Origin of the sequence: Streptacidiphilus sp. MAP12-33 (assembly GCF_041261265.1) — a bacterium.
In the GTDB taxonomy this organism is placed as follows: Bacteria; Actinomycetota; Actinomycetes; order Streptomycetales; family Streptomycetaceae; genus Streptacidiphilus.
In genome coordinates, this window is record NZ_JBGCCA010000004.1 from 199,826 (window position 1) to 222,648 (window position 22,823).

Annotated in this window: 24 protein-coding genes; 10 read left to right on the forward strand and 14 right to left on the reverse strand. The window is 72.8% G+C overall.

Annotated features, from left to right (window positions below; genetic code table 11):
* Positions 1-29 precede the first annotated feature (29 nt).
* Positions 30-1,034, reverse strand: a complete 1,005-nt coding sequence (locus ABH931_RS06825) for an anti-sigma factor (RefSeq protein WP_370110876.1) — start codon at positions 1,032-1,034, stop codon at positions 30-32.
* The gene (sigE, locus tag ABH931_RS06830; protein ID WP_370110878.1) at positions 1,031-1,834 is read right to left on the reverse strand and encodes an RNA polymerase sigma factor SigE; all 804 of its coding nucleotides are present in this window, start codon (positions 1,832-1,834) and stop codon (positions 1,031-1,033) included. The genes ABH931_RS06825 and sigE overlap by 4 nt, the downstream gene beginning before the upstream one ends.
* A gap of 234 nt (positions 1,835-2,068) precedes the next feature.
* On the opposite strand from sigE, the gene ABH931_RS06835 reads away from it, so the two are divergent.
* Positions 2,069-2,719 carry an O-methyltransferase gene (locus tag ABH931_RS06835; RefSeq protein WP_370110974.1) on the forward strand — a complete coding sequence of 217 codons (651 nt, stop codon included), beginning with the start codon at positions 2,069-2,071 and terminating at the stop codon, positions 2,717-2,719.
* A gap of 117 nt (positions 2,720-2,836) precedes the next feature.
* Here ABH931_RS06835 and ABH931_RS06840 read toward each other — a convergent pair whose 3' ends face one another.
* Positions 2,837-3,004 (reverse strand): DUF3117 domain-containing protein, encoded by a 168-nt coding sequence (locus tag ABH931_RS06840; protein ID WP_075003713.1) that lies wholly within the window; start codon positions 3,002-3,004, stop codon positions 2,837-2,839.
* 359 nt (positions 3,005-3,363) lie between these two features.
* On the opposite strand from ABH931_RS06840, the gene ABH931_RS06845 reads away from it, so the two are divergent.
* On the forward strand, positions 3,364-4,164 hold the full coding sequence (locus tag ABH931_RS06845) for an enoyl-CoA hydratase-related protein (protein WP_370110879.1): 801 nt from the start codon (positions 3,364-3,366) through the stop codon (positions 4,162-4,164).
* 218 nt (positions 4,165-4,382) lie between these two features.
* On the opposite strand, the gene ABH931_RS06850 is transcribed toward ABH931_RS06845, so the two are convergent.
* Together ABH931_RS06850 and ABH931_RS06855 are read right to left on the reverse strand one after the other, a co-directional pair.
* Positions 4,383-4,952 carry a DNA-3-methyladenine glycosylase I gene (locus ABH931_RS06850; RefSeq protein WP_370110881.1) on the reverse strand — a complete coding sequence of 190 codons (570 nt, stop codon included), beginning with the start codon at positions 4,950-4,952 and terminating at the stop codon, positions 4,383-4,385.
* Positions 4,949-5,425 carry a DivIVA domain-containing protein gene (locus ABH931_RS06855; protein ID WP_370110883.1) on the reverse strand — a complete coding sequence of 159 codons (477 nt, stop codon included), beginning with the start codon at positions 5,423-5,425 and terminating at the stop codon, positions 4,949-4,951. Before ABH931_RS06855 ends, ABH931_RS06850 begins: the two co-directional genes overlap by 4 nt.
* An 87-nt stretch (positions 5,426-5,512) precedes the next feature.
* Between ABH931_RS06855 and folP the strand changes: the two genes are divergently transcribed.
* The gene (folP, locus tag ABH931_RS06860) at positions 5,513-6,388 is read left to right on the forward strand and encodes a dihydropteroate synthase (RefSeq protein WP_370110884.1); all 876 of its coding nucleotides are present in this window, start codon (positions 5,513-5,515) and stop codon (positions 6,386-6,388) included.
* Positions 6,389-6,413: 25 nt separating this feature from the next.
* Here the strand turns inward: folP and ABH931_RS06865 are convergent, their stop codons facing one another.
* Together ABH931_RS06865 and dapE are read right to left on the reverse strand one after the other, a co-directional pair.
* On the reverse strand, positions 6,414-7,238 hold the full coding sequence (locus ABH931_RS06865; protein ID WP_370110886.1) for a TIGR00730 family Rossman fold protein: 825 nt from the start codon (positions 7,236-7,238) through the stop codon (positions 6,414-6,416).
* Between the two features lie 78 nt (positions 7,239-7,316).
* The gene (gene dapE, locus ABH931_RS06870; RefSeq protein ID WP_370110976.1) at positions 7,317-8,357 is read right to left on the reverse strand and encodes a succinyl-diaminopimelate desuccinylase; all 1,041 of its coding nucleotides are present in this window, start codon (positions 8,355-8,357) and stop codon (positions 7,317-7,319) included.
* A 275-nt stretch (positions 8,358-8,632) separates the two neighbouring features.
* Here dapE and ABH931_RS06875 point away from each other — a divergent pair, with 275 nt between their 5' ends.
* Together ABH931_RS06875 and ABH931_RS06880 are read left to right on the forward strand one after the other, a co-directional pair.
* Positions 8,633-9,634 (forward strand): hypothetical protein, encoded by a 1,002-nt coding sequence (locus ABH931_RS06875; RefSeq protein WP_370110889.1) that lies wholly within the window; start codon positions 8,633-8,635, stop codon positions 9,632-9,634.
* A gap of 336 nt (positions 9,635-9,970) precedes the next feature.
* On the forward strand, positions 9,971-10,693 hold the full coding sequence (locus ABH931_RS06880; RefSeq protein ID WP_370110891.1) for a hypothetical protein: 723 nt from the start codon (positions 9,971-9,973) through the stop codon (positions 10,691-10,693).
* Positions 10,694-11,080: 387 nt separating this feature from the next.
* Here ABH931_RS06880 and dapC read toward each other — a convergent pair whose 3' ends face one another.
* Both dapC and fdxA read right to left on the reverse strand, forming a co-directional pair.
* Positions 11,081-12,223, reverse strand: coding sequence for a succinyldiaminopimelate transaminase (gene dapC / locus ABH931_RS06885; RefSeq protein ID WP_370110894.1), 1,143 nt, complete (start codon positions 12,221-12,223; stop codon positions 11,081-11,083).
* A gap of 1 nt (position 12,224) precedes the next feature.
* Positions 12,225-12,551 (reverse strand): ferredoxin, encoded by a 327-nt coding sequence (gene fdxA, locus ABH931_RS06890; protein ID WP_370110896.1) that lies wholly within the window; start codon positions 12,549-12,551, stop codon positions 12,225-12,227.
* Positions 12,552-12,733: 182 nt separating this feature from the next.
* Between fdxA and ABH931_RS06895 the strand changes: the two genes are divergently transcribed.
* Both ABH931_RS06895 and ABH931_RS06900 read left to right on the forward strand, forming a co-directional pair.
* On the forward strand, positions 12,734-13,720 hold the full coding sequence (locus tag ABH931_RS06895) for a GNAT family N-acetyltransferase (RefSeq protein WP_370110898.1): 987 nt from the start codon (positions 12,734-12,736) through the stop codon (positions 13,718-13,720).
* Positions 13,721-13,768: 48 nt separating this feature from the next.
* Positions 13,769-14,617, forward strand: a complete 849-nt coding sequence (locus ABH931_RS06900; RefSeq protein ID WP_370110901.1) for a transglutaminase family protein — start codon at positions 13,769-13,771, stop codon at positions 14,615-14,617.
* 149 nt (positions 14,618-14,766) lie between these two features.
* Here ABH931_RS06900 and ABH931_RS06905 read toward each other — a convergent pair whose 3' ends face one another.
* From ABH931_RS06905 to ABH931_RS06925, 5 genes are all read right to left on the reverse strand, one after another.
* On the reverse strand, positions 14,767-15,372 hold the full coding sequence (locus ABH931_RS06905) for a response regulator transcription factor (protein ID WP_370110904.1): 606 nt from the start codon (positions 15,370-15,372) through the stop codon (positions 14,767-14,769).
* Positions 15,369-16,613, reverse strand: coding sequence for a sensor histidine kinase (locus ABH931_RS06910; protein WP_370110906.1), 1,245 nt, complete (start codon positions 16,611-16,613; stop codon positions 15,369-15,371). The genes ABH931_RS06905 and ABH931_RS06910 overlap by 4 nt, the downstream gene beginning before the upstream one ends.
* Before the next feature lie 20 nt (positions 16,614-16,633).
* Entirely contained in the window at positions 16,634-17,350 is a 717-nt protein-coding gene (locus ABH931_RS06915) for an ABC transporter permease (protein WP_370110909.1), read from the reverse strand.
* Positions 17,351-17,352: 2 nt separating this feature from the next.
* Positions 17,353-18,348: an ABC transporter ATP-binding protein gene (locus ABH931_RS06920; RefSeq protein WP_370110911.1), complete on the reverse strand. Its 996-nt coding sequence runs from the start codon at positions 18,346-18,348 to the stop codon at positions 17,353-17,355.
* A 69-nt stretch (positions 18,349-18,417) separates the two neighbouring features.
* Positions 18,418-20,694, reverse strand: coding sequence for a prolyl oligopeptidase family serine peptidase (locus tag ABH931_RS06925; protein ID WP_370110912.1), 2,277 nt, complete (start codon positions 20,692-20,694; stop codon positions 18,418-18,420).
* A gap of 263 nt (positions 20,695-20,957) precedes the next feature.
* Here ABH931_RS06925 and ABH931_RS06930 point away from each other — a divergent pair, with 263 nt between their 5' ends.
* From ABH931_RS06930 to ABH931_RS06940, 3 genes are read left to right on the forward strand one after another with little or no spacing between them, the layout of a single operon-like run.
* Positions 20,958-21,152, forward strand: coding sequence for a hypothetical protein (locus ABH931_RS06930; protein WP_370110914.1), 195 nt, complete (start codon positions 20,958-20,960; stop codon positions 21,150-21,152).
* A gap of 60 nt (positions 21,153-21,212) precedes the next feature.
* Positions 21,213-22,205 carry an N-acetyl-1-D-myo-inositol-2-amino-2-deoxy-alpha-D-glucopyranoside deacetylase gene (gene mshB, locus ABH931_RS06935; protein ID WP_370110916.1) on the forward strand — a complete coding sequence of 331 codons (993 nt, stop codon included), beginning with the start codon at positions 21,213-21,215 and terminating at the stop codon, positions 22,203-22,205.
* A complete protein-coding gene (locus ABH931_RS06940; protein WP_370110918.1) occupies positions 22,202-22,726 on the forward strand; it encodes a DUF6113 family protein in 525 nt (174 codons plus the stop codon). The genes mshB and ABH931_RS06940 overlap by 4 nt, the downstream gene beginning before the upstream one ends.
* Positions 22,727-22,823: the final 97 nt, after the last annotated feature.

Consider the following 22,823-nt stretch of genomic DNA (forward strand, 5'->3'; position numbering starts at 1 on the left):
GGGACTGCCCAGGGCTACCGCCCGGGGCGCTACCGCATCTGCGCCGCCGGGTAGAGGTTCGGTGCCGACGTGGGCAGGGCGGCCGCGTGGCGGGCGGCGGAGAGCTGCCCCGCACGCATGTCGTCGACGCCCGTCACGCTCGCGGCGAGCTGCCCGCCGCCGGGCCCGTCGTTGTTCGGCGCCACGTAGTTAGGCGCGTAGTTGTTCGTGCCGGTCAGCGGGGCGACACCGGGGGGCGCCTCCGAGGTGGCCGTGACACCGGTCAGGGCGGTGCTCAGAGTGACCGCCGCGACCGAGAAGGCCCCGGCCGCCGCGACGACCAGCCGACGACCGCGCGGGGCGGTGGGCACGCTCGGCGCCAGACCGACGACCGTCGCCGTCCGCCCGGACCGGCCCGTCTCGTCCCCGGACTGCCCCTCGGGCTGGGTGGGGACCATCGAACCGGGGCCCTCACCCGAACGCAGCCGCGCCGCTATCGGGCGCTCCGCGCGCGGATCGCGACGCTCGCGCCGGGCACGCGGGTCGACGCCGGGCAGCGGGTGGTCGGCGCCGAGCGCACCGTTGCCGAAGCTGCTGCCGCGCAGGCCGCCGGCGCCCAGACCTCTGCCGCTCAGGCCGCCCGAACTGCCGAAGCCCGCGCCGGGGCCCTGGGAGCCCGAGCCGAAGAGCGAGCGGACCCGTGACGGCCCGGCGGGGCCCTGGGGCGTGCCGCTGTCGTCGCCGTCCTGTCCGGGGGCGGAGATGGCCATCAGGCGGTTCATGAAGACGGCGCTCGGGTCCGGCGGCAGCACCTCGCGCAGGCGTGCCTTGAGCCGGCGCTCGTCCTCGGCCTCGGCCAGGCAGTCGGGGCAGGTGGCCAGGTGCGCCTGGACACGCTCCCGGGCGCCGTGGTCGAGCTCGCCGTCGACGAAGGCGGCCAGACGGTCACCGAGGTGGTGCTCCTGCGGCTGCGGCGCGGTGAGGGCCACGGAGACCTGGGTCACCCGCAGCTCGCCTACCTCCGACCGCGGGAAGCGGCGGGGGTGCTCGCTCACGAGGACCGCCCCCGATCCAGGGAATCCGCGGCGAGCAGCTGGGCCTCGGCCTCGACGTCCACGCCGCCACGACGCTCACGGCCCTCGCCCGCGCCGGGGGCGCGGTGCTGCAGGGCGGCGCGCAGGTGCGCGCGACCGCGGTGGATGCGGCTGCGGACGGTGCCGAGCTTCACGCCGAGGGTGGCGGCGATCTCCTCGTAGGACAGGCCCTCGATGTCGCAGAGCACGACGGCGGCCCGGAACTCCGGCGCGAGCGTGTCGAGCGCGTGCTGCACGTCGGCGTCGAAGTGAGTGTCGTGGAACTGCTGCGCGGGCGACGGCTCGCGGCTGGGCAGGCGCTCGGCGGCGTCGTCGGCCAGGGCGTCGAAGCGGATCCGCTGCTTGCGGCGGACCATGTCCAGGAAGAGGTTGGTCGTGATCCGGTGCAGCCAGCCCTCGAAGGTGCCCGGCGTGTACGTGGACAGCGAGCGGAAGACCCGGACGAAGACCTCCTGAGTGAGGTCCTCGGCGTCGTGCTGGTTGCCGGTCAGGCGGTAGGCGAGGCGGTAGACCCGTGCGCTGTGCGTCTGGACGATCTCCTCCCAGCTGGGCGGGGTCCAGGCAGCCGCAGTGCCCAGCTCGTCGAAGGACGCCGTCTGGCTGGTCTCCGCTGTCTCGGCGGGCGCGTACTCGGGCTGCGACTCACTCATCACGGGCTTCGGCCTACGGGCCGGCGCGGGGCCGCGAAGATCGCGCGAACGGGCGCCCCCCTCAGCCACACCTCCTCGATCGGCTCTTCTGCCTAGCAGGGCCACCACCATATCCGCACCACCCGTTAGCACCGGATAAAAGCCAATCACCATACGACCCACCTGCGGCGCTCCGTACACACCCGGTGCGTCGGCGAGGCGGGCGGCCGGGTGTGAACCCGGCCCTCATCCACTTCCAACGGCCGGGCGTTGATCCCGGTTCCGCCGCTCTCCACTAACCTGTGGCCAGAAATCGGCACTGGTCAGCACGGATCGGTCCACCGGTACACAGGTACGCAGGTACACATCACGGGTTCACACCACCGGACCCACCACGGGTCGGCGCGGGAGGAAGGCATCAGCGGCTACGGGCAAGCGGACGCGGCCCTCGCCGACGCCTATGCCGTCGAGGACCCGGTGCTGCTGCGCGCCCGCGAACTGTCCCTGCTCGCCTCGGTGCGACCGGTCTCCCCCGGCAGCGGCGCGGCCCTGCGGCTCCTGGCCGCGGCGAGCGGCGCGCGGGCGGTGGTGGAGATCGGCACCGGCGTGGGCGTGTCCGGCATCTGCCTGCTCCGCGGCATGCGCCAGGACGGCATCCTGACCACCGTCGACGTCCAGCCCGGCCTGCAGCGGCAGGCCCGTGAGGCGTATCTGGCGGCCGGCTTCGCGTCGAGCCGCGCCCGGCTGATCCCGGGCCCGGCGCTGGACGTCCTGCCGCGGCTCGCCGACGGGCAGTACGACCTGGTCTTCTGCGACGGCGACCCGACCGAGACGACCGGTTACCTTGCTGAATCGTTGCGCCTGCTCCGACCTGGGGGAACGGTCTGCTTCGAGGGCGCGCTCGGGGTGCGCACGGCCGCGGTCCGGGAGCTCATGCGGCAGGTGCGCGAGCATCCGGACCTGATCCCGGCGCTGCTGCCGGTCGGCGACGGGCTGCTGGCCGCCGTCCGGCGCTGACCGCCCGGCCCGGCGCCGATCGGCCGAACGGCGCGGAAAAGCCTCCGGAAAGGACGAAGGCCCCCGTCCCGGAACGGGACAGAGGCCTTCGACGGAGGATCTGAGCGGGGGTGCGGGTCAGCCGCACACCTTCTTGAGAGCGTCACCGAGCGCCTCGGCCTCGTCCGGCGTCAGCTCGACGACCAGACGGCCGCCACCCTCAAGCGGAACGCGCATGACGATGCCCCGCCCCTCCTTGGTCACCTCAAGCGGGCCATCGCCCGTCCGCGGCTTCATGGCCGCCATGCTCGTTCCCCTTCCTGCACCTGCTCCACCGGAACCCACGGCCCGTCCACCGTCGGTTTCGAACGCACTGATCGGAGTACCAGTATCCCGCATTCAACGGTCCGATGACCAACATCACGTATCTCGCCAGCCCCAGCGGCCTCCTCCGTGCACGCTCCGACACACTCGAACACGCACGCCGACCGCACCTCAGTTCCCCTCCGCCGCCCGGCCACTGCGGCCCTGTGAGGCCCCCTCGCGTTCCAGCGCGGGCATCCGGGAAAGTGGGCTACGTCACATCTTCCCGAGGGCACCCGATCCGTCATGCTGACCGGGGTACCAGCCGGTGACACAGCTGGACGAACAGTGAGGAGACGGACGTGGCCGACAGCGTTCTGTACGAGATCGAAGACGGGCTCGCGACCCTGACCATCAACCGCCCGGAGGCGATGAACGCCCTCGACACGGCGACCAAGGTGGCCCTGCGGGACGCCGCGATCGACGCGGCGGAGAACCCGGCGGTCCGTGCGGTCCTGCTGACCGGCGCCGGCGACCGCGCGTTCTGCGTCGGCCAGGATCTCAAGGAGCACGTCGGCGCCCTCGCCGCGGCACGCGCGGGCGGCGGCCCGGCGCTGTCCACGGTGCGCGAGCACTACAACCCGCTGGTCACCGCGCTCGCCACGATGCGCAAGCCGGTCGTCGCGGCGGTCAACGGCGTCGCGGCGGGCGCGGGCGCGGCGCTCGCGTGGGCCTGCGACTTCCGCTTCCTCGCCGCGCACGGCGGCTTCAACACCTCCTTCGCGGGCGTCGCCCTCAGCACGGACAGCGGCGCGGCGTGGACGCTGCCGCGGCTGGTCGGCCAGGCGAAGGCCGTCGAGCTGCTGATGTTCCCTCAGACGGTCAAGGCGGAGGAGGCGTTGGCCCTCGGCCTGGCGCACCGCGTGCTGCCGGGTGCGGAGCTCGCGGACGAGGCGCGGGCGTTCGCCCGCCAGCTCGCCGAGGGTCCGACGGTCGCCTACGGCGCGATCAAGGCCGCGGTGGCGTTCGGGGCCGGGCACACCCTGCTGGAGACCCTCGCCAAGGAGGAGGAGCTGCAGACCCTCGCGGGCGAGTCCGCGGACCACACCATCGCCGTCGAGGCCTTCCTGGCCAAGGAAGCCCCCCGCTTCACCGGGGCGTAGCCCCGAAAGGGGCGCGCGGCTCTGCTCGATCAACGCTCGATCAACCGCGTGCGCGAGCAGCCACCCACTCCGCCGGCAGGCCGAACGGGCAGGGCCGTCCGCACACCGGTGGGTGCTCGCGCCCACGCAGGGTCACCTCGGGGGCTCCTCCCGGCCGAAGGCCGGGAGGAGCCCCACATCAGCAGCGCCTCGCGCCCCTGGCAAAGTGCAACGGGCCCTCAGCGGGCGAAGCAGTCCGCGAGGTGGTCGTTCACGAGGCCGCAGGCCTGCATGAGGGCGTAGGCCGTGGTGGGGCCGACGAAGCGGAAGCCGTGGCGCTTGAGTTCCTTGGCCAGCGCCTTCGACTCCGGGGTCACGGCCGGGACCTCGGTCAGGGACTTCGGGGCCGCCGGTGACGGGTCCGGGGCGAAGCTCCAGACGAGAGCGTCGAGGGTGGTGCCGCCCAGCTCCAGCAGCGCACGGGCGTTGGCGATGGTGGCGAGGACCTTCGCGCGGTTGCGGATGATGCCCTCGTCCGCCAGCAGGCGGGTGACGTCGGCGTCGTCGTAGGCGGCGACCGTCGCCGGGTCGAAGCCGTCGAAGGCCCGGCGGAAGCCCTCCCTGCGCCGCAGGATCGTGATCCAGGACAGGCCGGACTGGAACGCCTCCAGCGAGATCCGCTCGTACAGGGCCACGTCCCCGTGGACCGGCCTGCCCCACTCGGTGTCGTGGTACTCGACGTAGTCGGGGGCCGACAGGCCCCAGGGGCAGCGCAGTCGGCCGTCCTCGCCCCGGATCGCCTCGCTCACGGGCGGTCGTCCTCGCGGGCAGCGTCCCGCGGGGCCTCCGGGGCCTCAGGGGACTCGGGGGCCGGTACGGCCTCCGAGGTCCCCGAGGACAGCGTCTGCGGGGCCACCACCGGCGACGAGACCTGTGTGGGCTCGTACGCGGCGTGCTGCTCCACCGCGACCGAGCCGGCCGCCGCCGGGGAGGCGAGCGCCGCGGCCAGCGCGTGCTCAAGCTCGACGACTCGGTGCTCGCGCTCGCTCAGCTCCGCCGCCATGCGGTCGAGGGCGTCATCGACCTCGTCCATGCGGTAGCCGCGCAGGGCCATCGGGAAGCGCAAGTCGTCGACATCGGTGCGGGCCAGCGGCCGTTCCTGGGGCAGGCGCGCGGACAGGCGGTCGCGCTCGGCCTCCGGAAGGGAACCGCCCGCGCCCAGCGCGGCCAGCGCGGCCGCGCCGACGACCAGCACCATCAGGACGAGGATCAACCAGAACACAGGCCCACTCCAGGCTGCCGGTGGGGGATCATGGACAAGCCCCAAACGTAACGACAGCCATCATGGCGCACCAGCCCGGGAGGACGCATGGATCGCACGCCCCTCAAGCTAGGTCGACGGGTCTTCTCCCCGGACGAGCTCGTGATCATGGCGATCGTGAACCGCACGCCGGATTCCTTCTTCGACCAGGGGGCCACCTTCGCCGACGAACCGGCCTTCGCCGCAGCCGACCGGGCCGTCGCCGAGGGGGCCGCGATCCTCGACATCGGCGGCGTGAAGGCGGGGCCCGGCGACGAGGTCACCGTCGAGGAGGAGCTGCGGCGCACTGTGCCCTTCGTCGCCGCGCTGCGTGAACGCCACCCGGACGTGGTGATCAGTGTGGACACCTGGCGCCACGAGGTCGGCGAGGCCGTCTGCGCGGTCGGCGCGGACCTGCTGAACGACGCGTGGGGAGGCGTCGACCCGAAGCTCGCCGAGGTTGCCGCCGCACACAAGGTGGGACTGGTCTGTACACACGCGGGTGGCACGGAACCGCGTACACGGCCGCACCGGGTCGCGTACGCGGACGTCATGGCCGACATCCTGGAGCGCACGGTTCACGGCGAGGCGGAGCGCGCGCTGGCGCTGGGCGTGCCGCGCGAGTCGATCATCATCGACCCGGGCCACGACTTCGGCAAGAACACCCGCCACTCGCTGGAGGCGACGCGCCGGCTGCCGGAGATGACGGCGACCGGCTGGCCGGTGCTGGTCTCGCTGTCCAACAAGGACTTCGTCGGCGAGACGCTGGACAAGCCGGTCGGCGAGCGGCTGCTCGGCACCCTGGCCACGACGGCGGTCTCGGCCTGGCTCGGCGCCCAGATCTACCGGGTGCACCAAGTGGCCGAGACCCGCCAGGTCCTGGACATGGTGGCGTCGATCCGCGGCACCCGCGAACCCGCGGTCGCCCGCCGCGGGCTCGCCTAGCCGCTCCGGATCACCGCTCCGGCGGCTACTCCGGGTTGTGGGCGGGCTGCGCGTGACCGTTGGTGCGGCTCGCCTCGAGGATCTTGACGGCCTCCTCGACGGAGTCGGTGCAGCTGATCAGCTCCAGGTCGCCCGGGGAGGCCTTGCCCTCGGCGACCAGCGCGCTCCTGATCCAGTCGAGCAGGCCGGACCAGTAGGCGGTGCCGAAGAGGATCACCGGGAACCTGGTCACCTTGTGCGTCTGCACCAGGGTGAGCGCCTCGAAGAGCTCGTCGAGGGTGCCGAAGCCGCCGGGCAGCACGATGAAACCCTGGCTGTACTTGACGAACATGGTCTTCCGGACGAAGAAGTACCGGAAGTTCAGACCCAGGTGGATGTAGTCGTTCAGGCCCTGCTCGAAGGGCAGCTCGATGCCGAGCCCCACCGAGGTGCCACCCGCCTCGAAGGCACCGCGGTTGGCCGACTCCATGGCCCCGGGGCCGCCCCCGGTGATCACCGCGTACCCGGCGTCCACGAGTGCCCTGCCGATCTGGACACCGGCGCGGTACTCGTCGGAGTCGACGGGAGTGCGGGCGGAGCCGAAGACGCTGACCGCGGGGCCGAGCTCGGCGAGCGCGCCGAAGCCCTCGACGAACTCGGACTGGATCCGCATGACCCGCCACGGATCGGTGTGCAGCCAGTCGGAAGGACCGGCCGAGTCCAGCAGGCGCTGGTCGGTGGTGCTGTTGTCCACCTGTTCGCCACGCAGCAGCACCGGCCCGCGGTGCTTCACGCGGACCTTGCCGCGCAGACGCACCTCGTGCCCGTTGCCGTTGCCGCTGGCGTTCCCGTTGCTGTTGCCGTCTGTCATACCTCCGCAGCGTACGACGATCAATCGACGAACGGAGGTATGTCAGAAGGCGTCTTCGCTACTGCTTCGCGCGAGCGATCAGGACTGGAGCCAGGCCCGGAGGCGCTTCTCGGTCTCCTCGATCGCCGACAGCGAGCAGTGCTCGTCGCGCTTGTGCGCGTAGTTCGGGTCGCCGGGGCCGAAGTTCACCGCCGGGATGCCGAGCGCGGAGAAGCGCGCCACGTCGGTCCAGCCGAACTTGGCGGTCGGGGTGGTCGAGGTGGCCTCGACGAACGCGGCGGCAGCCGGCTGCGACAGGCCCGGCAGGGCGCCCGCGGCGAAGTCGGTGACGACGACGTCGAACCCGTCGAAGACCTCGCGCACGTGCGCCTCCGCCTGCTCGGGGCTGCGGTCCGGGGCGTAGCGGAAGTTCACCACGACCAGGCACTCGTCGGGGATCACGTTGTTGGCGACGCCGCCCTCGATCCGGACCGCGTTCAGGCCCTCGTGGTACTCCAGGCCGTCGATCACCGGACGCTGCGCCTCGTAGGCGGCCAGCCGCTCAAGGATCGGCGCGGCCTTGTGGATGGCGTTGTCGCCGAGCCAGGCGCGGGCCGAGTGGGCGCGCTGACCGTGGGTGCGGATCTCGGCGCGCAGGGTGCCCTGGCAGCCGCCCTCGACCTGCGCGTTGGTGCCCTCCAGGAGCACCGCGAAGTCGGCCGCGAGCCAGTCGGGGTGGTTGCGGGAGAGGCGGCCCAGGCCGTTGCGGCGCGCCTCGACCTCCTCGCAGTCGTAGAAGACGAAGGTGATGTCCCGGTTGGGCTCCGGCACCGTCGCCGCGATGCGCAGCTGGACCGCGACGCCGGACTTCATGTCCGAGGTACCGCAGCCGTAGAGCAGATCGCCCTCCACATGGGAGGGCAGGTTGTCGGCGATCGGCACGGTGTCGAGGTGACCGGCCAGCACCACGCGCTCCGGCCGGCCCAGGTTGGTCCGGGCGATCACGGCGTTGCCGTCGCGCTCCACGGTCAGGTGCGGCAGCTTGCGCAGCGCGACCTCGACGGCGTCGGCGATCACCTGCTCAGAGCCGCTGACGGACGGGATGTCGACCAGGCGGGCGGTCAGCTCACCACCGGTCATGCTCAGGTCCAGCTCCGGAACGGCGGCGGACTCGGCGGACTCGGCGGCTGCGGTGGAGGCATCAGGACGGCTCATGAACATCCAGCCTACGTGGGATTCCCTCGGCTCCGCCTCAGCGTCCGCCGGAGCGCGGTACAGGTCACAGGTACGCAGGCGAACCGTAGTCCCGAGCGGGCCGTCCCAGTGGGTAGGGTGACCACTCGGCCGGACCAGGCCGAATGTGCCGACCGGAGCGGTGCGCAGCGAGGTGGGCGCTGCCGGAGAAAGGACACCGGGTGAGTCTGAGCGAGATGATGGGCGCGGGCAACGACACCCCGGTTCCGCGCCGTCGGCGTCGACGCCGGATGCTGGCCTGCCTGCCCTTCGTGGTGCTGCTCGTCGTGGCCGCCGTCGTGGTGGCCCTCCTGCTCGGCAAGGGCCGCAACCTGCTGCCCGGGCCGGTCGCCGAGGGCTGCGAGGTCGACACGCCGGACGGCATCGTCCAGCTCAGCCTCGACCAGATGCAGAACGCCAGCACCATCGCGGCCGTCGCGACCTCGCGCAACCTGCCGGAGCGGGCGGTGACCATCTCGCTCGCCACCGCGATGCAGGAGTCCCGGCTGACCAATCTCAACGGCGGCGACCGCGACTCGATCGGCCTGTTCCAGCAGCGCCCCTCGCAGGGCTGGGGCACCCCGGAGCAGATCGCCGATCCCGTCTACGCGACCAACAGGTTCCTGGACAAGCTCGTGGCCATCCCGGGCTACGCCCAGCTGCCCTTGACCGAGGCCGCGCAGGACGTCCAGCACAGCGGCTTCCCGGACGCCTACGCCCAGCACGAGGCCGACGCGCAGACCCTGTCGGGTGCGCTGACCGGCCGGGTGCCGTCGGCCCTGAACTGCACCGTGAACGGCGTCGGCACCTCCAACCCCGCCGGCAGCGGCGCCACCACGCTGCAGTCCGAGCTGAAGAAGGACTTCGGACGCGTGGTCAGCACCTCGGCGCCGGCCGCGGTCCCCAGCACCGACGCGGCGTCGCCGAGCGCCGCGCCCGAGCAGCGGCTGGCCGTGACGGTGCACGGCACCGCGTACCAGTCGCAGCGCGCCTGGGCGGTGGCGCAGTGGTCGGTGGCGCACGCCAAGACGCTGCACATCACCGCCGTCGAGTACGCCGGGAAGATCTGGACCAGCGGCGATTCGGAGAAGGGCTGGGTGCAGGCGAGCTCGGCGTCGCCGGGCACGTCCGGCACCTCGGACGCCTCCGGCTCCTCCGGCGGCCTGCGGATCACCGTCGCCTAGCGTCACCCGGCCTCCGGCCTCGCGCGGCGGCAACCCGAGTCACTCCCGGGGGCTCCCCGAGGGGTGAACGGCGGCAACACCGGTTGACGAATGCGGCCATTCGGGTCGAGTCGGCCGAAATTTCTCGTCCGAGCTGCGGCGACCCTTGGCGAGGCGGAGAAGAAACCTTTCCGCAGCGAGGTCCTCCACTGGCGACATTCCCGGCAAACCCGGACAGAAGGCTTCATCGCTTGGAGAACTCTTTACCCGGCGGCCCCGCAACCTTCTTGCTCCTGGGGCGGTATTCACCACGTCCGCCCGGCGGACGGGTTCTGTCGTCCCTTCTCAAGGAGCACCATGTCTCTCCCCATCTCGCGCCGGATCGTCCAGGCCGCGGTCATCGTCGCCGCCGCCTCGGTCCCGGCGGTCGCGGCGGGCACGGCGATGGCCGCCCCCGCGCTGCCGGCGGTGCCTGACCTGGGTGGGCTCAGCCAGCTCAACTCTGCTCCCGACCTCGGCGGTTCCGTCGAGGGCACCGCGCACCAGACCGGTGAGATGGCCGGCTCGGACGTCGGTGAGGCCGCGAGCAACGGCCTGCCGGTCGTCGCCGACGCCGCGGGCCACGCGGCCGGCCAGGCCGTCCCGCTCGCCAGCAGCCGCTCGATGGGCTCGTCGGTCATGGGGGTGCTCGGCACCGCGGCGCAGGCCGTGAGCCTCGCCCACGACACCGGCGTGGCGCGCAGCGTGCCCGCGTCCGCGGCGGCCAACGCGACGACGCCCGGCGACGAGGCGGCGCCTGCCGCCGCCCCCGCCGCGGAAGCTCCGGCTGCGGCGCCCGCGGCCGCGCCGCAGTCCCCGCTGGGTGCCCTCCCGCTGAACGGCCTGCCGGCCGTCAACAGCCTCCCGCTGAGCTCGCTGGGCGGCGCGACCCGCAGCATGCCCGCGCCCTCGGAGCGCCTCGGCGGCCTCCCGAACCTGGGCGCGGCCCAGCAGTCCCCGCTCTCCGGCGTCACCGGCGCCGTCCCCGGCCTGAGCGGCCTCCCCCTCGGCGGCCTCCCGGTCAACGGCCTGCCGCTGTAGCGAGCGCCGCAGGCGCATCAGGGGCGCGGGGAACTGCGCGAGCAACCAACCACGAAGGGTGGCCCTGCTCGCTCGGCGACACACCACTCAGGGTGGCTTGTCGCGCAGTTCCCCGCGCCCCTGGCGTGTGCAACCGACCCCCAGACGCGCGCCCCGCGCCACCGCGGCGGAGCCGCGCAAGGACACAGCCCCACGCCCCCGGCGTGCGCGACCGACCCCCCGACGCGCGCCCCGCGCCACCGCGGCGGAGCCGCGCAAGGACACAGCCCCACGCCCCCGGCGTGCGCGACCGACCCCCAGACGCGCGCCCCGCGCCACCGCGGCGGAGCCGCGCAAAGACACAGGCCCGCGCCCCCGGCGGCTGCGCCGCCCGGGGCGTCGGAGGTGTCAGAGGCGGGCGACCGCCGCCGCGACGCGTTCGTCCGTGGCTGTGAGGGCCACGCGGACGAAGTTCGCACCCGCTGTGCCGTAGAACTCGCCCGGGGCGACCAGGATGCCGAGCTTGGCGAGGTCCGCGATGGTGTCCCAGCACGGCTCGTCACGGGTGGCCCACAGATAGAGGCTCGCCTCGCTGTGGTCGATGCGGAAACCCGCGCCGACCAGTGCCGCCCGCAGGGCGTCACGGCGGGCCGCGTAGCGGCGGCGCTGCTCGTCGACATGGGCGGTGTCGCCCAGCGCGGCGACCGTCGCCGCCTGCACGGGCGCCGGGACCATGAAGCCGCTGTGCTTGCGCAGTTCGAGCAGCTCACCCAGGATCTCCGCGTCGCCCGCGATGAACGCGGAACGGTAGCCGGCCAGGTTCGAGCGCTTCGAGAGCGAGTGGACCGCGACCAGCCCGTCCACCGAGCCACCGCAGACGTCCGGGTGCAGGACGGAGACCGGCTCGGCCTCCCAGCCCAGCTCCAGGTAGCACTCGTCGCTGACGACGAGGATCCGGTGCTCCCGGGCCCAGGCGACGATGCGACGCAGCTCCTCGACGCCCAGGACCCGACCCGTCGGGTTGGACGGCGAGTTGAGCCAGAGCAGCCGCAGGCCCTCCGGGTCGAGCTCGGTCGGATCGTCGTAGACGACGTACTCCGCCCGAGCCAGCCGCGCGCCCACCTCGTAGGTCGGGTAGGCCAACCGCGGGAAGGCGACCTTGTCGCCGGGGCCGAGGCCCAACTGCCAGGGCAGCAACGCGACGAGCTCCTTGGAGCCGACCACGGGCAGGACGTTGCGGTGGGTCATCCCGCGCGCGCCGAGACGGCCCTCGACCCAGCCGACCAGGGCGTCCTTCAGCTCTGTCGTTCCCCAGACCGTGGGGTAGCCGGGGCTGTCCGAGGCGGCCGCGAGCGCGTCCTGGATCAGCTGCGGGACCGGGTCGACCGGCGTACCGACCGAGAGGTCGACGATGCCGTCGGGGTGGGCTGTCGCAATGGCCTTGTACGGCTCCAGCCGGTCCCACGGGAACGGCGGGAGAAGGGCCGAGACGCGGCGCGCCGCCCCTCCGAGGAGGGACGGCGCGGCGGAGCTGTCCTGCGAGGGGGTCAACTCAGTGGTCCTGGTTCTGCGGCGGGAGGGCCGCGATGAACGGGTGGTCCTTGTCGATCACACCGAGCTTGGAGGCACCACCGGGCGAACCGAGGTCGTCGAAGAACTCGACGTTCGCCTTGTAGTAGTCCTTCCACTCGTCCGGGGTGTCGTCCTCGTAGAAGATCGCCTCGACCGGGCAGACCGGCTCACACGCGCCGCAGTCGACGCACTCGTCCGGGTGGATGTACAAGGACCGCTGGCCCTCGTAGATGCAGTCGACCGGGCACTCTTCGATGCACGCCTTGTCCTTCACGTCGACACAAGGCTGCGCGATGACGTAGGTCACGCTGTCATTCCTCCTAGTAAGGGCCTATCGCGCAAGGGAAGCGCGGCGTCGTCGATGCCCGCCCCTAGTATCGCCGGTCGAGGGCACCGAATGTAACGGAGGTAGGCATGATGACGTCCCAAAGGGGCGCACTCGACCGGTCGGCGTTCCGGCTCACCCCCGCTGACCTGGGACGACGTGTCATGACTCGGCGTGTTGTCGGACTGGTCGACGGCCGTCTCCAGTTCGGCGACACGCTGGGTGTGCTCACATCCTGGGATCTCGACGCTGGTGTTCTCACCGTAGTCGGCCGGTCTGGAGAGGCGGTCGAACTGCCCGAGGGAGAGCTGGTGGCGGGCAAGACGGTGCCGCCGGCGCCGCTGCGGCGCTCGCTGGCCGCGCCGGAGGTCCCGGCCCCGGCCGAGATGCAGCGGATCGCCGCCCGCGGCTGGAACGCGCTGGAACAGGAGGCCCTCGGGGGCTGGGTGCTGCGGGCCTCGTCCGGCTTCACCCGCCGGGGCAACTCGACGCAGACGCTGGGCGATCCCGGCCTGCCGGTGGAGGAGGCGCTGGACCGGGTCCAGGACTGGTACGCCGCGCGCGGCCTGCCGGCCTTCATCGAGCTGACCTCTCCCGGCTCCACGCCCGGCCTGGCCGCGGCCCTGGCCGCGCGCGGCGCGCAGGAGGCCGCGACGTTCGTCCGCACCGCCCCGCTGGCGCGCCTGGCCGCACCCGCGGGCGCGAACGCCGGCCCGCGCGCCGGAACGGACGTGGGCGCGGATGTCCGGCTGTCGCGGACGGCCGACGAGGCCTGGATGTCCCGCTACCAGCGGGTCGGCGACGACGCGGCCAAGGCGGCCGCGGCGCGGGCGCTGCTGCACAGCGGGCCGTCGGTCTGGTTCGCCTCGGTCACCCTGCCGGAGGTGCCGGACGGTCCCGCCGCGATCGCCCGATGCGTCGTGGACGGCGTGTGGGCGGGGTTCGGCGCGGTCGAGGTGGTGCCGCAGGCCCGTCGGCGCGGGCTGGCGGGCGCCCTCATGGCGACGCTGGCCTCCCGTGCGGCCGAGGAGGGCGCCTCGGGCGCCTATCTGCAGGTCGAGGCGGACAACACGGTCGCTCTGGCGCTGTACGACAAGCTCGGATTCGACACCTCGTACCGCTACAGCTACGCGCGACTCCCGACCGTCTGAGCGGCTGAGGCGCGATCAGGTGGCGCTGCGCGCATAGAATCCTCGCCCGTGAGCGAGGAGAGCAGAGAGCGGTTCGCCGCCGAGGCGCGCGAGGACCATCCGGACCTCGCGCTGCTCTGCCTGCTCATGGGCTTCGAGGTGGATCTGGAAGCCGAGAGCGGGCACCTCGACGCGGCGCTGGCGCCGGCCTGGGGCGCGCTGGAGCGCCTGGCGTCGGTGGTGCGGGCGGCCCTACGGGAGTCCCCGCCGGACGACGCCGCCGAGACCGCCGCGCTGCTCGCGGGGGCGTTGGCGGGCTCCGCGGATCTGCGGGGCGGACCGGGCGTCTACAAGCGGCTGGAGTCCTCACTGCTGCACGAGGTGCTGCGGCGCGGACGGGGGCTGCCGATCACCGTCTCCACGGTGTGGATCACGGTCGGCCGGATGGTGGGCCTGCCCGTCCACGGCGTCGCCCTGCCGGGCCACTTCGTGGTCGGGGTGGGCGATCCGGAGGGGGACCACGTCCTGGTCGACGCGTTCCGGGGCGGCCAGATCCTCTCCCTCGCCGACACCCGGGCCCTGGTCGCCGAGGCGGGCTACCGCCTCACGCCCGATCTGCTGCGCCCGGCGGAGCCGCAGGACATCGTCCTGCGGACGCTGGCCAACATCCGCAACTGGGCCGCGGCGCGGCCCGAGCACGCACGTACCCAGCTGTGGGCGACGCAGCTGTCGCTGCTGCTGCCCCGGCACCCCGCGCAGCTCCGCCTGGAGCGAGCGGAACTGCTGGTGAAGACGGGTCACTTCGTCGAGGGCGCGGCGCAGATGGAGGAGTACGCGACCATCCTGGACGCCTTCGACCCGGACTCCGCGAAGCGGGTCCGCCAGGAGGCGAAGGCAGCGAGGTTCCGGCTGAACTGAGGCCAGGTTGCACCTACCTCAGGGGCGCGGGGAACCGCGCGGGGGCCCACTCGGGGCGGACGGCGCTGCTCGCTCGGGATCTGACCGTGGTGGGTGGCTTGTCACGCAGTTCCCCGCGCCCCTGAGGTAGGTGCAACGGAGCGCCGGACCTAAAGCCAGCCCTTTTCCAGGGCGATGCGCACCGCCTCGGTGCGGTTGCGGGCGCCCGTCTTCTGGATCGCCGCAGAGAGGTAGTTGCGGACCGTGCCCTCGGAGAGGTGCAGGCGCTTGCCGATTTCGGTGTTCGCGCTGCCGTCCGCGGCCGCCGACAGGACGTCGCGTTCGCGTGACGTGAGCGGGTTGGCCCCCTCCGCGAGGGCCGCCGCGGCGAGCGTGGGGTCGATGACCCGCTCGCCGCGCAGCACGCGGCGGACCGCCTCCGCGAGTTGGGAGGCCGGAGCGTCCTTGACCAGGAACGCGTCCGCGCCGGACTCCATCGCCCGACGCAGGTAGCCCGGGCGCCCGAACGTGGTCAGCACCACGATCTTGGTGCCCGGACGGGCCTTGCGCAGCAGACCCGCCGCCTCGATGCCGGTGAGGCCCGGCATCTCGATGTCCAGCAGCGCGACCTCGACCTCGTGGGCTTCGGCCGCCGCCACCACCTCGTCGCCGCGGGCGACCTGCGCCACGACGTCGATGTCCCCCTCCAGGCCCAGCAGGGCGGCCAGCGCCTCACGGACCATGGCCTGATCCTCGGCCAGCAGAACTCTGATCACTCCTGCACGGTACCGGCCGCGGGCTGTTGCACGGGAGTCTCGACCGTGCGCAGCGGCACCGTCGCCCGCAGCACGAAGCCGTGCTTGCCGGAGGGGGGCAGCGCGTCGAGGGAGCCGTCGGCGAGGGCCAGGCGCTCGGAGAGGCCGGTCAGGCCGTGGCCGGGAGTGCTGTGGCGGGCCTGCTTGCCGCCGCCGGTGCCGTTGTCGGCGATCTCCAGCGTCAGCACCCGGCCGAGGCGGCCGTCGGGGGCGTGGTCCTCGATCAGGCGGATCCGGCACTCGCTGGCGCCGCTGTGGCGGACCACGTTGGTGACTCCCTCGCGCAGCGCCCAGCCGAGGGCGCCCTCCTCGTCCGCGCCGAGGCCGGGGCGCGGGTCGGCGAGCGAGAGCGGGGCGTCGATGGCGATGTCCGCCGCGTTGAGCGCGGTGCGCGCGGCGGCCAGTTCGACGGCGAGCTTGGGGCGGCGGTAACCGCCGATCGCCTCGCGGACGTCCACCAGCGCCTGCCGGGAGACCTTCTCGATGTCGTCGACCTGGGACCGGGCCTCCTCGTAGCGCTCCTGGTCCATGAACCGGGCTGTGAGCTCGGTTTTCAGGGTGATCAGCGAGAGCGAGTGGCCGAGCAGATCGTGGAGGTCGCGGGCCAGTCGCAGCCGTTCGTCGGAGGCGGCGAGCGCGGCCACCGCCTGCCGGGCCTCGCGCAGTTCGGCCATCGTGCGGACCAACTGCTGCAGACCCGTCATGGCGAAGCCGCCGAGGAGACCGCCCAGCGCCATCCCGGCCAGCCCGGTGCGGTCGACCTCGATCGCCGTCAGGCCGAGGCCGACCTGGGTCGCGACGACCGCGACCACGCCGATCGCCGCGATCCGCTGCGGCAGGACGATGCCGGTCGCGACGGCGGTGTAGGTGAACAGTGGCAACCAGTTGCCGTCCAGCACCACCGACGTGGCGATCGACACCAGGTACATCGCGGCCAGCGCGACGCCCTGCCGACGGTCCCACTTGTGTGCTGCTCCCGCGACCTGGCGACGCAGGATCAGCCAGACGTAGACGCCGAGGAAGACGACGAGCATGACCCAGCCGAAGGCGGTCTTCGCAGGGCTGTAGTGCCCGAACAGCTGGGAGATCGGATAGGCCAGGTAGACCATCCAGACCAGCATCCAGCACAGCTTCACGAGCAACTGCCGACGGTTCTCGGGGGGAACCCCGACCCGCGGTGTGTGCGCGTGCCTCTCGCTCATCTTCCTCATCCCCCGTGGCGTCAGACGGTCTTGCGGTCGCGCTGGTAGAGCCAGGCCGCCAGGGCCGCGAAGACGGCGAGATAGGCGGCAAGCCCTGCGATCTGGGAGGCGCCCACCGAGACCCCGTTGACCGGGTACTTGGCCAGCTCGTTGTAGAGGTAGACCGGAGTGTACTGGCCGACCGTCTTCAGCCCGCCGGTCAGCGGGAACCAGGAGCCGCCGAGGAAGGCCATGCCCATGTAGCTGACCATAGTGATCGGCTGGACGGTGTCGGGTGCGGCGGCGTAGCCGAGGGCGACACCGGCCGCGGCGAAGACGAACCCGCCGGCCCAGACCGCGAAGCCCATGCCGAGCCAGGTGGAGACCGGGAAGTGCACGCCCTGGAAGGCACCCATCGCGAAGACCACGACGACGGCGGGGAGGGTGACCACACCGGCGGCGACGACCTTGGAGAGCACGTAGGCCCAGCCGGGCAGGGCGGTCAGCCGCAGCTGGCGGGTCCAGCCGCTCTTGCGCTCCAGCGAGATCCGCATGGCGGTGTTGAGGGCGGCACCGACGGTGCCGAAGGTCGCCATCGAGACCATGTAGTAGGTCTTGTAGGAGATCCCGTCGAACATCTGGTTCTTGAACGACGAGGAGTAGAAGAAGTACATCATCGCCGGGAAGACCACGGTGAAGAACAGGTAGCGGCGGTTGCGCAGGACCCGCAGGACCTCGAGCTTGATGAGCTGTCCCATGGTCAGTTCGCCTCCGTGCCGGCAGCTTCTGCGGTGATGGTGATGAAGGCCTGCTCCAGGCCGACCCCGGCGACCTCCAGGCCGCGGGGGTAGAGGCCGGCCCGGTACACGGCGGCCATGGTGGCGTCGGCGTCCGACGTGGAGATGCGGACCGTCTGGCCGCCGCCGGTGCCGCTGACGTCCAGCGCGGTGATGCCGGGCAGGGCGTTCAGCAGGCTCGCGTCGCCGCCGTCGCCCGGGTGCAGGTCGAAGGAGATGCGGCGCTGACCGGCCCTGGCCTTGATCTCGGCGGCGGTGCCGTCGGCGATCAGCCGGCCCTTGTGCATCACCAGGACGCGGTCGGCGATCGCGTCCGCCTCCTCCAGGTAGTGCGTGGCGAACAGGATGGTGCGGCCGGCGTCGGCCTGGGCCTTCATCACCGACCAGAAGGCCTGGCGGGCGGTGACGTCCATGCCGGTGGTCGGCTCGTCGAGAACGATGAGGTCGCTGTCGCCGGCCGTGGCGAGGGCGAAGCGCACGCGCTGCTCCTGGCCGCCGGAGAGCTTGTCGACCTTGCGGTCGGCCAGGTCGAGGATCTGCGCGGTCGTCAGGACCTCGTCGACGTCGTAGCCGCGCGGGTGGACCTTGCAGGCGAAGGTGACCAGCTCGCGCACGGTCACCTCGGGCAGCAGGCCGCCGCTCTGGAGCATGACGCCGACCCGGCCGGCCATGATCGCCTGGCGCGGGGTGCCGCCGAAGAGAGTCACCTCGCCCGCGCTCGGGTCCTTCAGACCCAGCAGCATGTCGATGCTGGTGGACTTGCCGGCGCCGTTGGGGCCGAGAAAGGCGACCGTCTCACCCGGGTGCAGGGTGAAGCTGCTGCCGTTGACCGCCTTGACGGAGCCGAACTCCTTGCTGACGTCGCGGAACGCCGCGACCTCGGTGGGGTGGCCGTTCGCCCCGCGGGTCGCGGAACCCTTCCGGTCCGCCCCCGTCACTACCTCGGTGGAAGTCGTCATGCAAGAAGAATCCCAGCTCACAGAGGCGCGGCAGCAGTGCCGCGCCTCCATGACCAGCCATGACAGATGTCACGGCCGCGGCAGTGACCTGCGCAGGAAGTCGACCTGCAGGAGCAGCAGGTTCTCGGCGACCTCCTCCTGCGGGGTCATGTGGGTCACCCCGGAGAGCGGCAGCACCTCGTGCGGGCGGCCGGTCGCCAGCAGCGCCGAGGAGAAGCGCAGGCTGTGCGCGACCACCACGTTGTCGTCGGCGAGGCCGTGGATGATCTGAAGCGGCCTGCGCAGGCTCGCCGCGTCCGTCAGCAGCGAGTGCGCGGCGTAGACCTCGGGCTCCTCGGCGGGGTGGCCGAGATAGCGCTCGGTGTAGTGGGTGTCGTAGAGCTCCATGTCGGTGACGGGCGCACCGGCGACCGCCGCGTGGAAGACGTCCGGACGCCGCAACACGGCCAGCGCGGAGAGGTAGCCGCCGTAGGACCAACCCCGGATCCCGACCCGGTCGAGGTCGAGCGGGAAGTCCTCGGCGAGCGCCTGCAACGCCTCCACCTGGTCGTCGAGGGTGACCCCGGCCATGTCCCTGCGGATGGCCTTCTCCCAGGCCGGACTGCGTCCGGGTGTACCCCGGCCGTCGGCGACGACGACGGCGAAGCCCTGGTCGGCGAACCACTGGGCGGACAGGAAGATGTTCTGCGCCGCGACGACCTGCTGACCGTGCGGTCCTCCGTACGGCGCCATCAGCACCGGGAGCAGGCCGTCGCGGTCGCGGTCGTAGCCGGTGGGCAGCAGCACGGCCGCCGGGATACGGCGCTTGCCGGCGAGGGCGAGCACCGGGTGGGCGGCGAGCACGGGCGTCTCGGCGTGGGAGACGATCCGGGCGACCTCCGCCGAGTTCCCCTCCTCGGTACGCAGCACGCGCACGAGCGCGCCGGGACGGTCGAGTGCCGCCGAGCTGAGCACGGTGACCGGTCCGCCCCGCACGGCGGAGTGGTAGCCGGGCGCGTCGCTCAGCCGGTGAACCTCCCCCGGCCTGTCGGCACTGCTCAGCGTGTGAACGTCGGCGTCGCCGTGGCGCGTGTCGACCCGGTACACATGCACCTCGCCGATCTCCGGCGTCTCCGCACCCTCCCCCGCGGACGCCGTGAACACCACGTCCTCGGCGGTGACGTCGAGAACCGCGCGCACGTGCAGGGAGCGGTCCGTCAGCACCCGGTCGCCGACGACGAGCACCCGGGCGTCGGCCTCGCGGTCGTCGGCCAGGCGCACCAGACGTCCGTCCGGCGTCCACACCGGGACGCCAGGGAAGAGCTCGACCCAGTCCGGGTCGCTCTCCTCGTGCAGCACGGCCGTCGCGCCCGTCGCCGGGTCGACGGTGAGGACGACCTGGCGGCGCTGGTCGCGGGTCTGCACCAGCAGCAGCGGCGGGCCGCCCGCCGACCAGTGGACCCGGGCCAGGTAGGGGAAGGCGCTACGGTCCCACGCGACGTCGACGCGGCCGCCGTCGAGGCCGAGCACGGCGAGGCCGACCTCGGCGTTCGCCGTACCGGCCTGCGGATAGGCGATCTCCAGCGGCGCCTGCTCCGGGTTGGCCGGGTCGGCGATCCACCAGCGCTGGACGGGCCGGTTGTCGACGCGCGCGGCAAGCAGCCGGTCGCCCTCGGGCGCCCACCAGAATCCGCGGCTGCGATCCATCTCCTCCTGGGCGATGAACTCGGCCTGACCCCACACGACCTCGGGGTCGCTCTCGTGGGCCAGCGCCCGGTCGCCGCTGCCGTCGGCGGCGATGACCCGCAGCGCGCCGTCGGTGGTGGCGTAGGCGACGTGGCGGCCGTCCGGCGCGGGCCGCGGGTCGAGCACGGTGCCCTGGGCGGGCAGCTCGACGGCTCCGGCGCCCGGAGCGCCCGCCGGTGAACCGGGCTGCGAACCCGCCTTCTCGCCCGTCTGCGAACCCGTCTGCGAACCGGGCCGTGAATCGCCTGCGGCGAGCAGCGGGGCTGTGAACAGGCGGCCGGAGAGGCTGAAGGCGGCCATCGTCACCGCCGCGTCGGTCGCGTAGGCGATCACACCCGCGGAGCCCTCCCGGGCGCGTTCACGGCGGGCCCGCTCCTCCGCGGAGAGGTGCTCCTCGCCGCCGCCCAGCAGCGCGACCGGATCGGCCGCCACTCGCTCGAACGGAGCAGCTTCGTTCGAAAGGTCGAGCACGAACAGCAGGTTCGCCCGTTCGGTCCCGCCGCGACTGCGCAGGAAGGCCACCCTTCGGCCGTCCGGGGACACCGAGAAGGACCGCGGGGCACCGAGCGAGAACCGCTGGGTACGCGAGAACTGACGGGGGAACGTGATCTCCTGAGCCATGTTCCGACCCTAGCGGCGCACCCCCGCACGGACGGAGCATCGCGGCAAACGCCCGCCACTCCTTCCTCCCCCGTTCGGCCGCCGCGCGCCTCGGCGCCCACCCGCGCGCAAGCCCGCGCCGTGCGCCGGGCCGTGCATCACAGCGACGGGCTATGCATGATGACGGAAAGTGATGCAACCGTCACCCCACGGGTAACACCTGTGTGCCCCCGTCCTACTGGGCGGCAGTCCCCGCCGCCCGACTCCGAGAGGTGTGAGACGCGATGGTTCTGCCCATCTCCGCAGCGGTGCTGATGATGATCGTCGTGGGAATCCTGATCAAGCGCTCCGGCCTCAAGGGCTGGCATGCCTTCGCCTGCACGCTGCTCGGCTTCTACCTGGCCTCCAGCTCGATCGCTCCGTCGATCAAGACGGTGACCACGAGCGTCGCCGGGATGCTGACGGGCATCAAGCTCTGAGCCTCCCCGCGCCCGCAGCACATTGGGGCGCGGTCGGCCCGACCGCCTAGGCTGGGCGCCATGACGGATTCACTCCGGGCGGTCCGCGCCGACCAGCGTCTGTTGCTCGTCCATGCCCACCCCGACGACGAGTCGATCGGCAACGGCGCGACGATGGCCCGCTACGCCGCCGAGGGCGCCGGCGTCACCCTGGTCACCTGCACGCTGGGCGAGGAGGGCGAGGTCATCGGCGACGACCACGCCCACCGGGTGGCCGACCGCGAGGACAGCCTCGGCGGGCACCGGATCACCGAGCTCGCCGCGGCCATGGCCGAGCTCGGTGTCACCGACCACCGCTTCCTGGGCGGCATCGGCCGCTGGCGCGACTCCGGGATGATGGGCGTCGCCAGCAACGTCCGCCCGGACGCCTTCTGGCAGGCCGACCTCGACCAGGCCGCGGCCGAGCTGGTCGCCGTCGTCCGAGAGGTCCGGCCGCAGGTCCTGGTCACCTACGACCCGAACGGCGGCTACGGCCACCCGGACCACATCCAGGCGCACCGCGTGGCCATGCGCGGGGCGGAGCTGGCCGCCGACGCCGGCTTCCGGCCCGACCTCGGCACCGCCCACACGATCGCCAAGGTCTACTGGAACGTCGTCCCGCGCTCCGTGGTGGAGGCGGGCTTCGCCGCCCTGCGCGCCGCGGGGAAGAACTCCCCCTTCCCCGGCATCGCCTCCGCCGACGACGTGCCCGGTGTCGTGGACGACGCCGAGGTGACGGCGGCGGTCGACGGCACGGCCTTCGCCGCGGCCAAGGCCGCCGCGATGCGCGCGCACGCCACCCAGATCGCGGTCGACGGGCCCTTCTTCGCTCTCTCCAACGATCTGGGCCAGCCGCTGCCCTCGGTGGAGTACTACCGCCTGGTCCGCGGCGAGCCCGGCCAGGTCGACGCCGCCACCGGCTGGGAGGCGGACCTCTTCGCCGGCGTCAACGCGCCCACGGCCGCCGCCGCGGAGGCCGGCACCGACGCCCGTGCCGCCTCCGACACGTCCACCCCGGCCGGAGCCGACGCGTGAGCGCCGGTCCGCCGCCGGGGCGCGGCCGAGCCGGAGGCGCCGAAGGCCAGGGCGGCGCCGCCCGGGTGCCCGCACCCCGCAACGGCTCCCCGCAGCCGCCGGTCCGGTCCTACCCCCTGGGTCGCCCGGCCCGGGTGACGGCCTATCTCCTGCTCGGCGTCCTGGGCGTGGCGGTCGGCCTCGCCGGGGCCCTGGTCGTGGACCTGTGGAACGGCGGCGGCCTGGCCGTGGGCGCCGCCGGGATCATCGCGCTGAGCTACGGCGGCAGCCTGGTCACCGGCACCAGGACGGGCGCGCTGGCGCCGACGGCCGCCTGGCTGGCCGTCCTGCTCGCGGCCAGCATCAGCACCCCCAAGGGCGATCTGATCTGGGGCGGCAGTGCGACGAGCGTCGCCCTGCTCTTCCTCGGCATGCTCGGCTCGGTACTCTCGCTGGCCAGACCCTCCCTCTCGCCCTACCACCAGGGTTCGTCACGATCCGTTCTGCCTCCGGCCGGTCCGCCCCGGGACGCCTCCCAGTAAGGTGGTGCCCGCAACGCTGGAGACCGCGGTTCCACACACCGCAACCGCAGCCCCACGGGACGCGGGGAACAACGATCCACAACCGCACCTCGCCGCA

Excerpts from the sequence above, each read along its gene's own strand:
- sigE (WP_370110878.1), bottom strand. The coding sequence starts at position 1,834 with ATGGTGGTGGCCCTGCTAGGCAGAAGAGCCGATCGAGGAGGTGTGGCT.
- ABH931_RS06840 (WP_075003713.1), bottom strand. The coding sequence starts at position 3,004 with ATGGCGGCCATGAAGCCGCGGACGGGCGATGGCCCGCTTGAGGTGACC.
- folP (WP_370110884.1), top strand. The coding sequence starts at position 5,513 with ATGGATCGCACGCCCCTCAAGCTAGGTCGACGGGTCTTCTCCCCGGAC.
- ABH931_RS06865 (WP_370110886.1), bottom strand. The coding sequence starts at position 7,238 with ATGACAGACGGCAACAGCAACGGGAACGCCAGCGGCAACGGCAACGGG.
- dapE (WP_370110976.1), bottom strand. The coding sequence starts at position 8,357 with ATGACCGGTGGTGAGCTGACCGCCCGCCTGGTCGACATCCCGTCCGTC.
- ABH931_RS06880 (WP_370110891.1), top strand. The coding sequence starts at position 9,971 with ATGTCTCTCCCCATCTCGCGCCGGATCGTCCAGGCCGCGGTCATCGTC.
- ABH931_RS06895 (WP_370110898.1), top strand. The coding sequence starts at position 12,734 with ATGACTCGGCGTGTTGTCGGACTGGTCGACGGCCGTCTCCAGTTCGGC.
- ABH931_RS06910 (WP_370110906.1), bottom strand. The coding sequence starts at position 16,613 with ATGAGCGAGAGGCACGCGCACACACCGCGGGTCGGGGTTCCCCCCGAG.
- ABH931_RS06915 (WP_370110909.1), bottom strand. The coding sequence starts at position 17,350 with ATGGGACAGCTCATCAAGCTCGAGGTCCTGCGGGTCCTGCGCAACCGC.
- ABH931_RS06920 (WP_370110911.1), bottom strand. The coding sequence starts at position 18,348 with ATGACGACTTCCACCGAGGTAGTGACGGGGGCGGACCGGAAGGGTTCC.
- ABH931_RS06925 (WP_370110912.1), bottom strand. The coding sequence starts at position 20,694 with ATGGCTCAGGAGATCACGTTCCCCCGTCAGTTCTCGCGTACCCAGCGG.
- ABH931_RS06930 (WP_370110914.1), top strand. The coding sequence starts at position 20,958 with ATGGTTCTGCCCATCTCCGCAGCGGTGCTGATGATGATCGTCGTGGGA.
- mshB (WP_370110916.1), top strand. The coding sequence starts at position 21,213 with ATGACGGATTCACTCCGGGCGGTCCGCGCCGACCAGCGTCTGTTGCTC.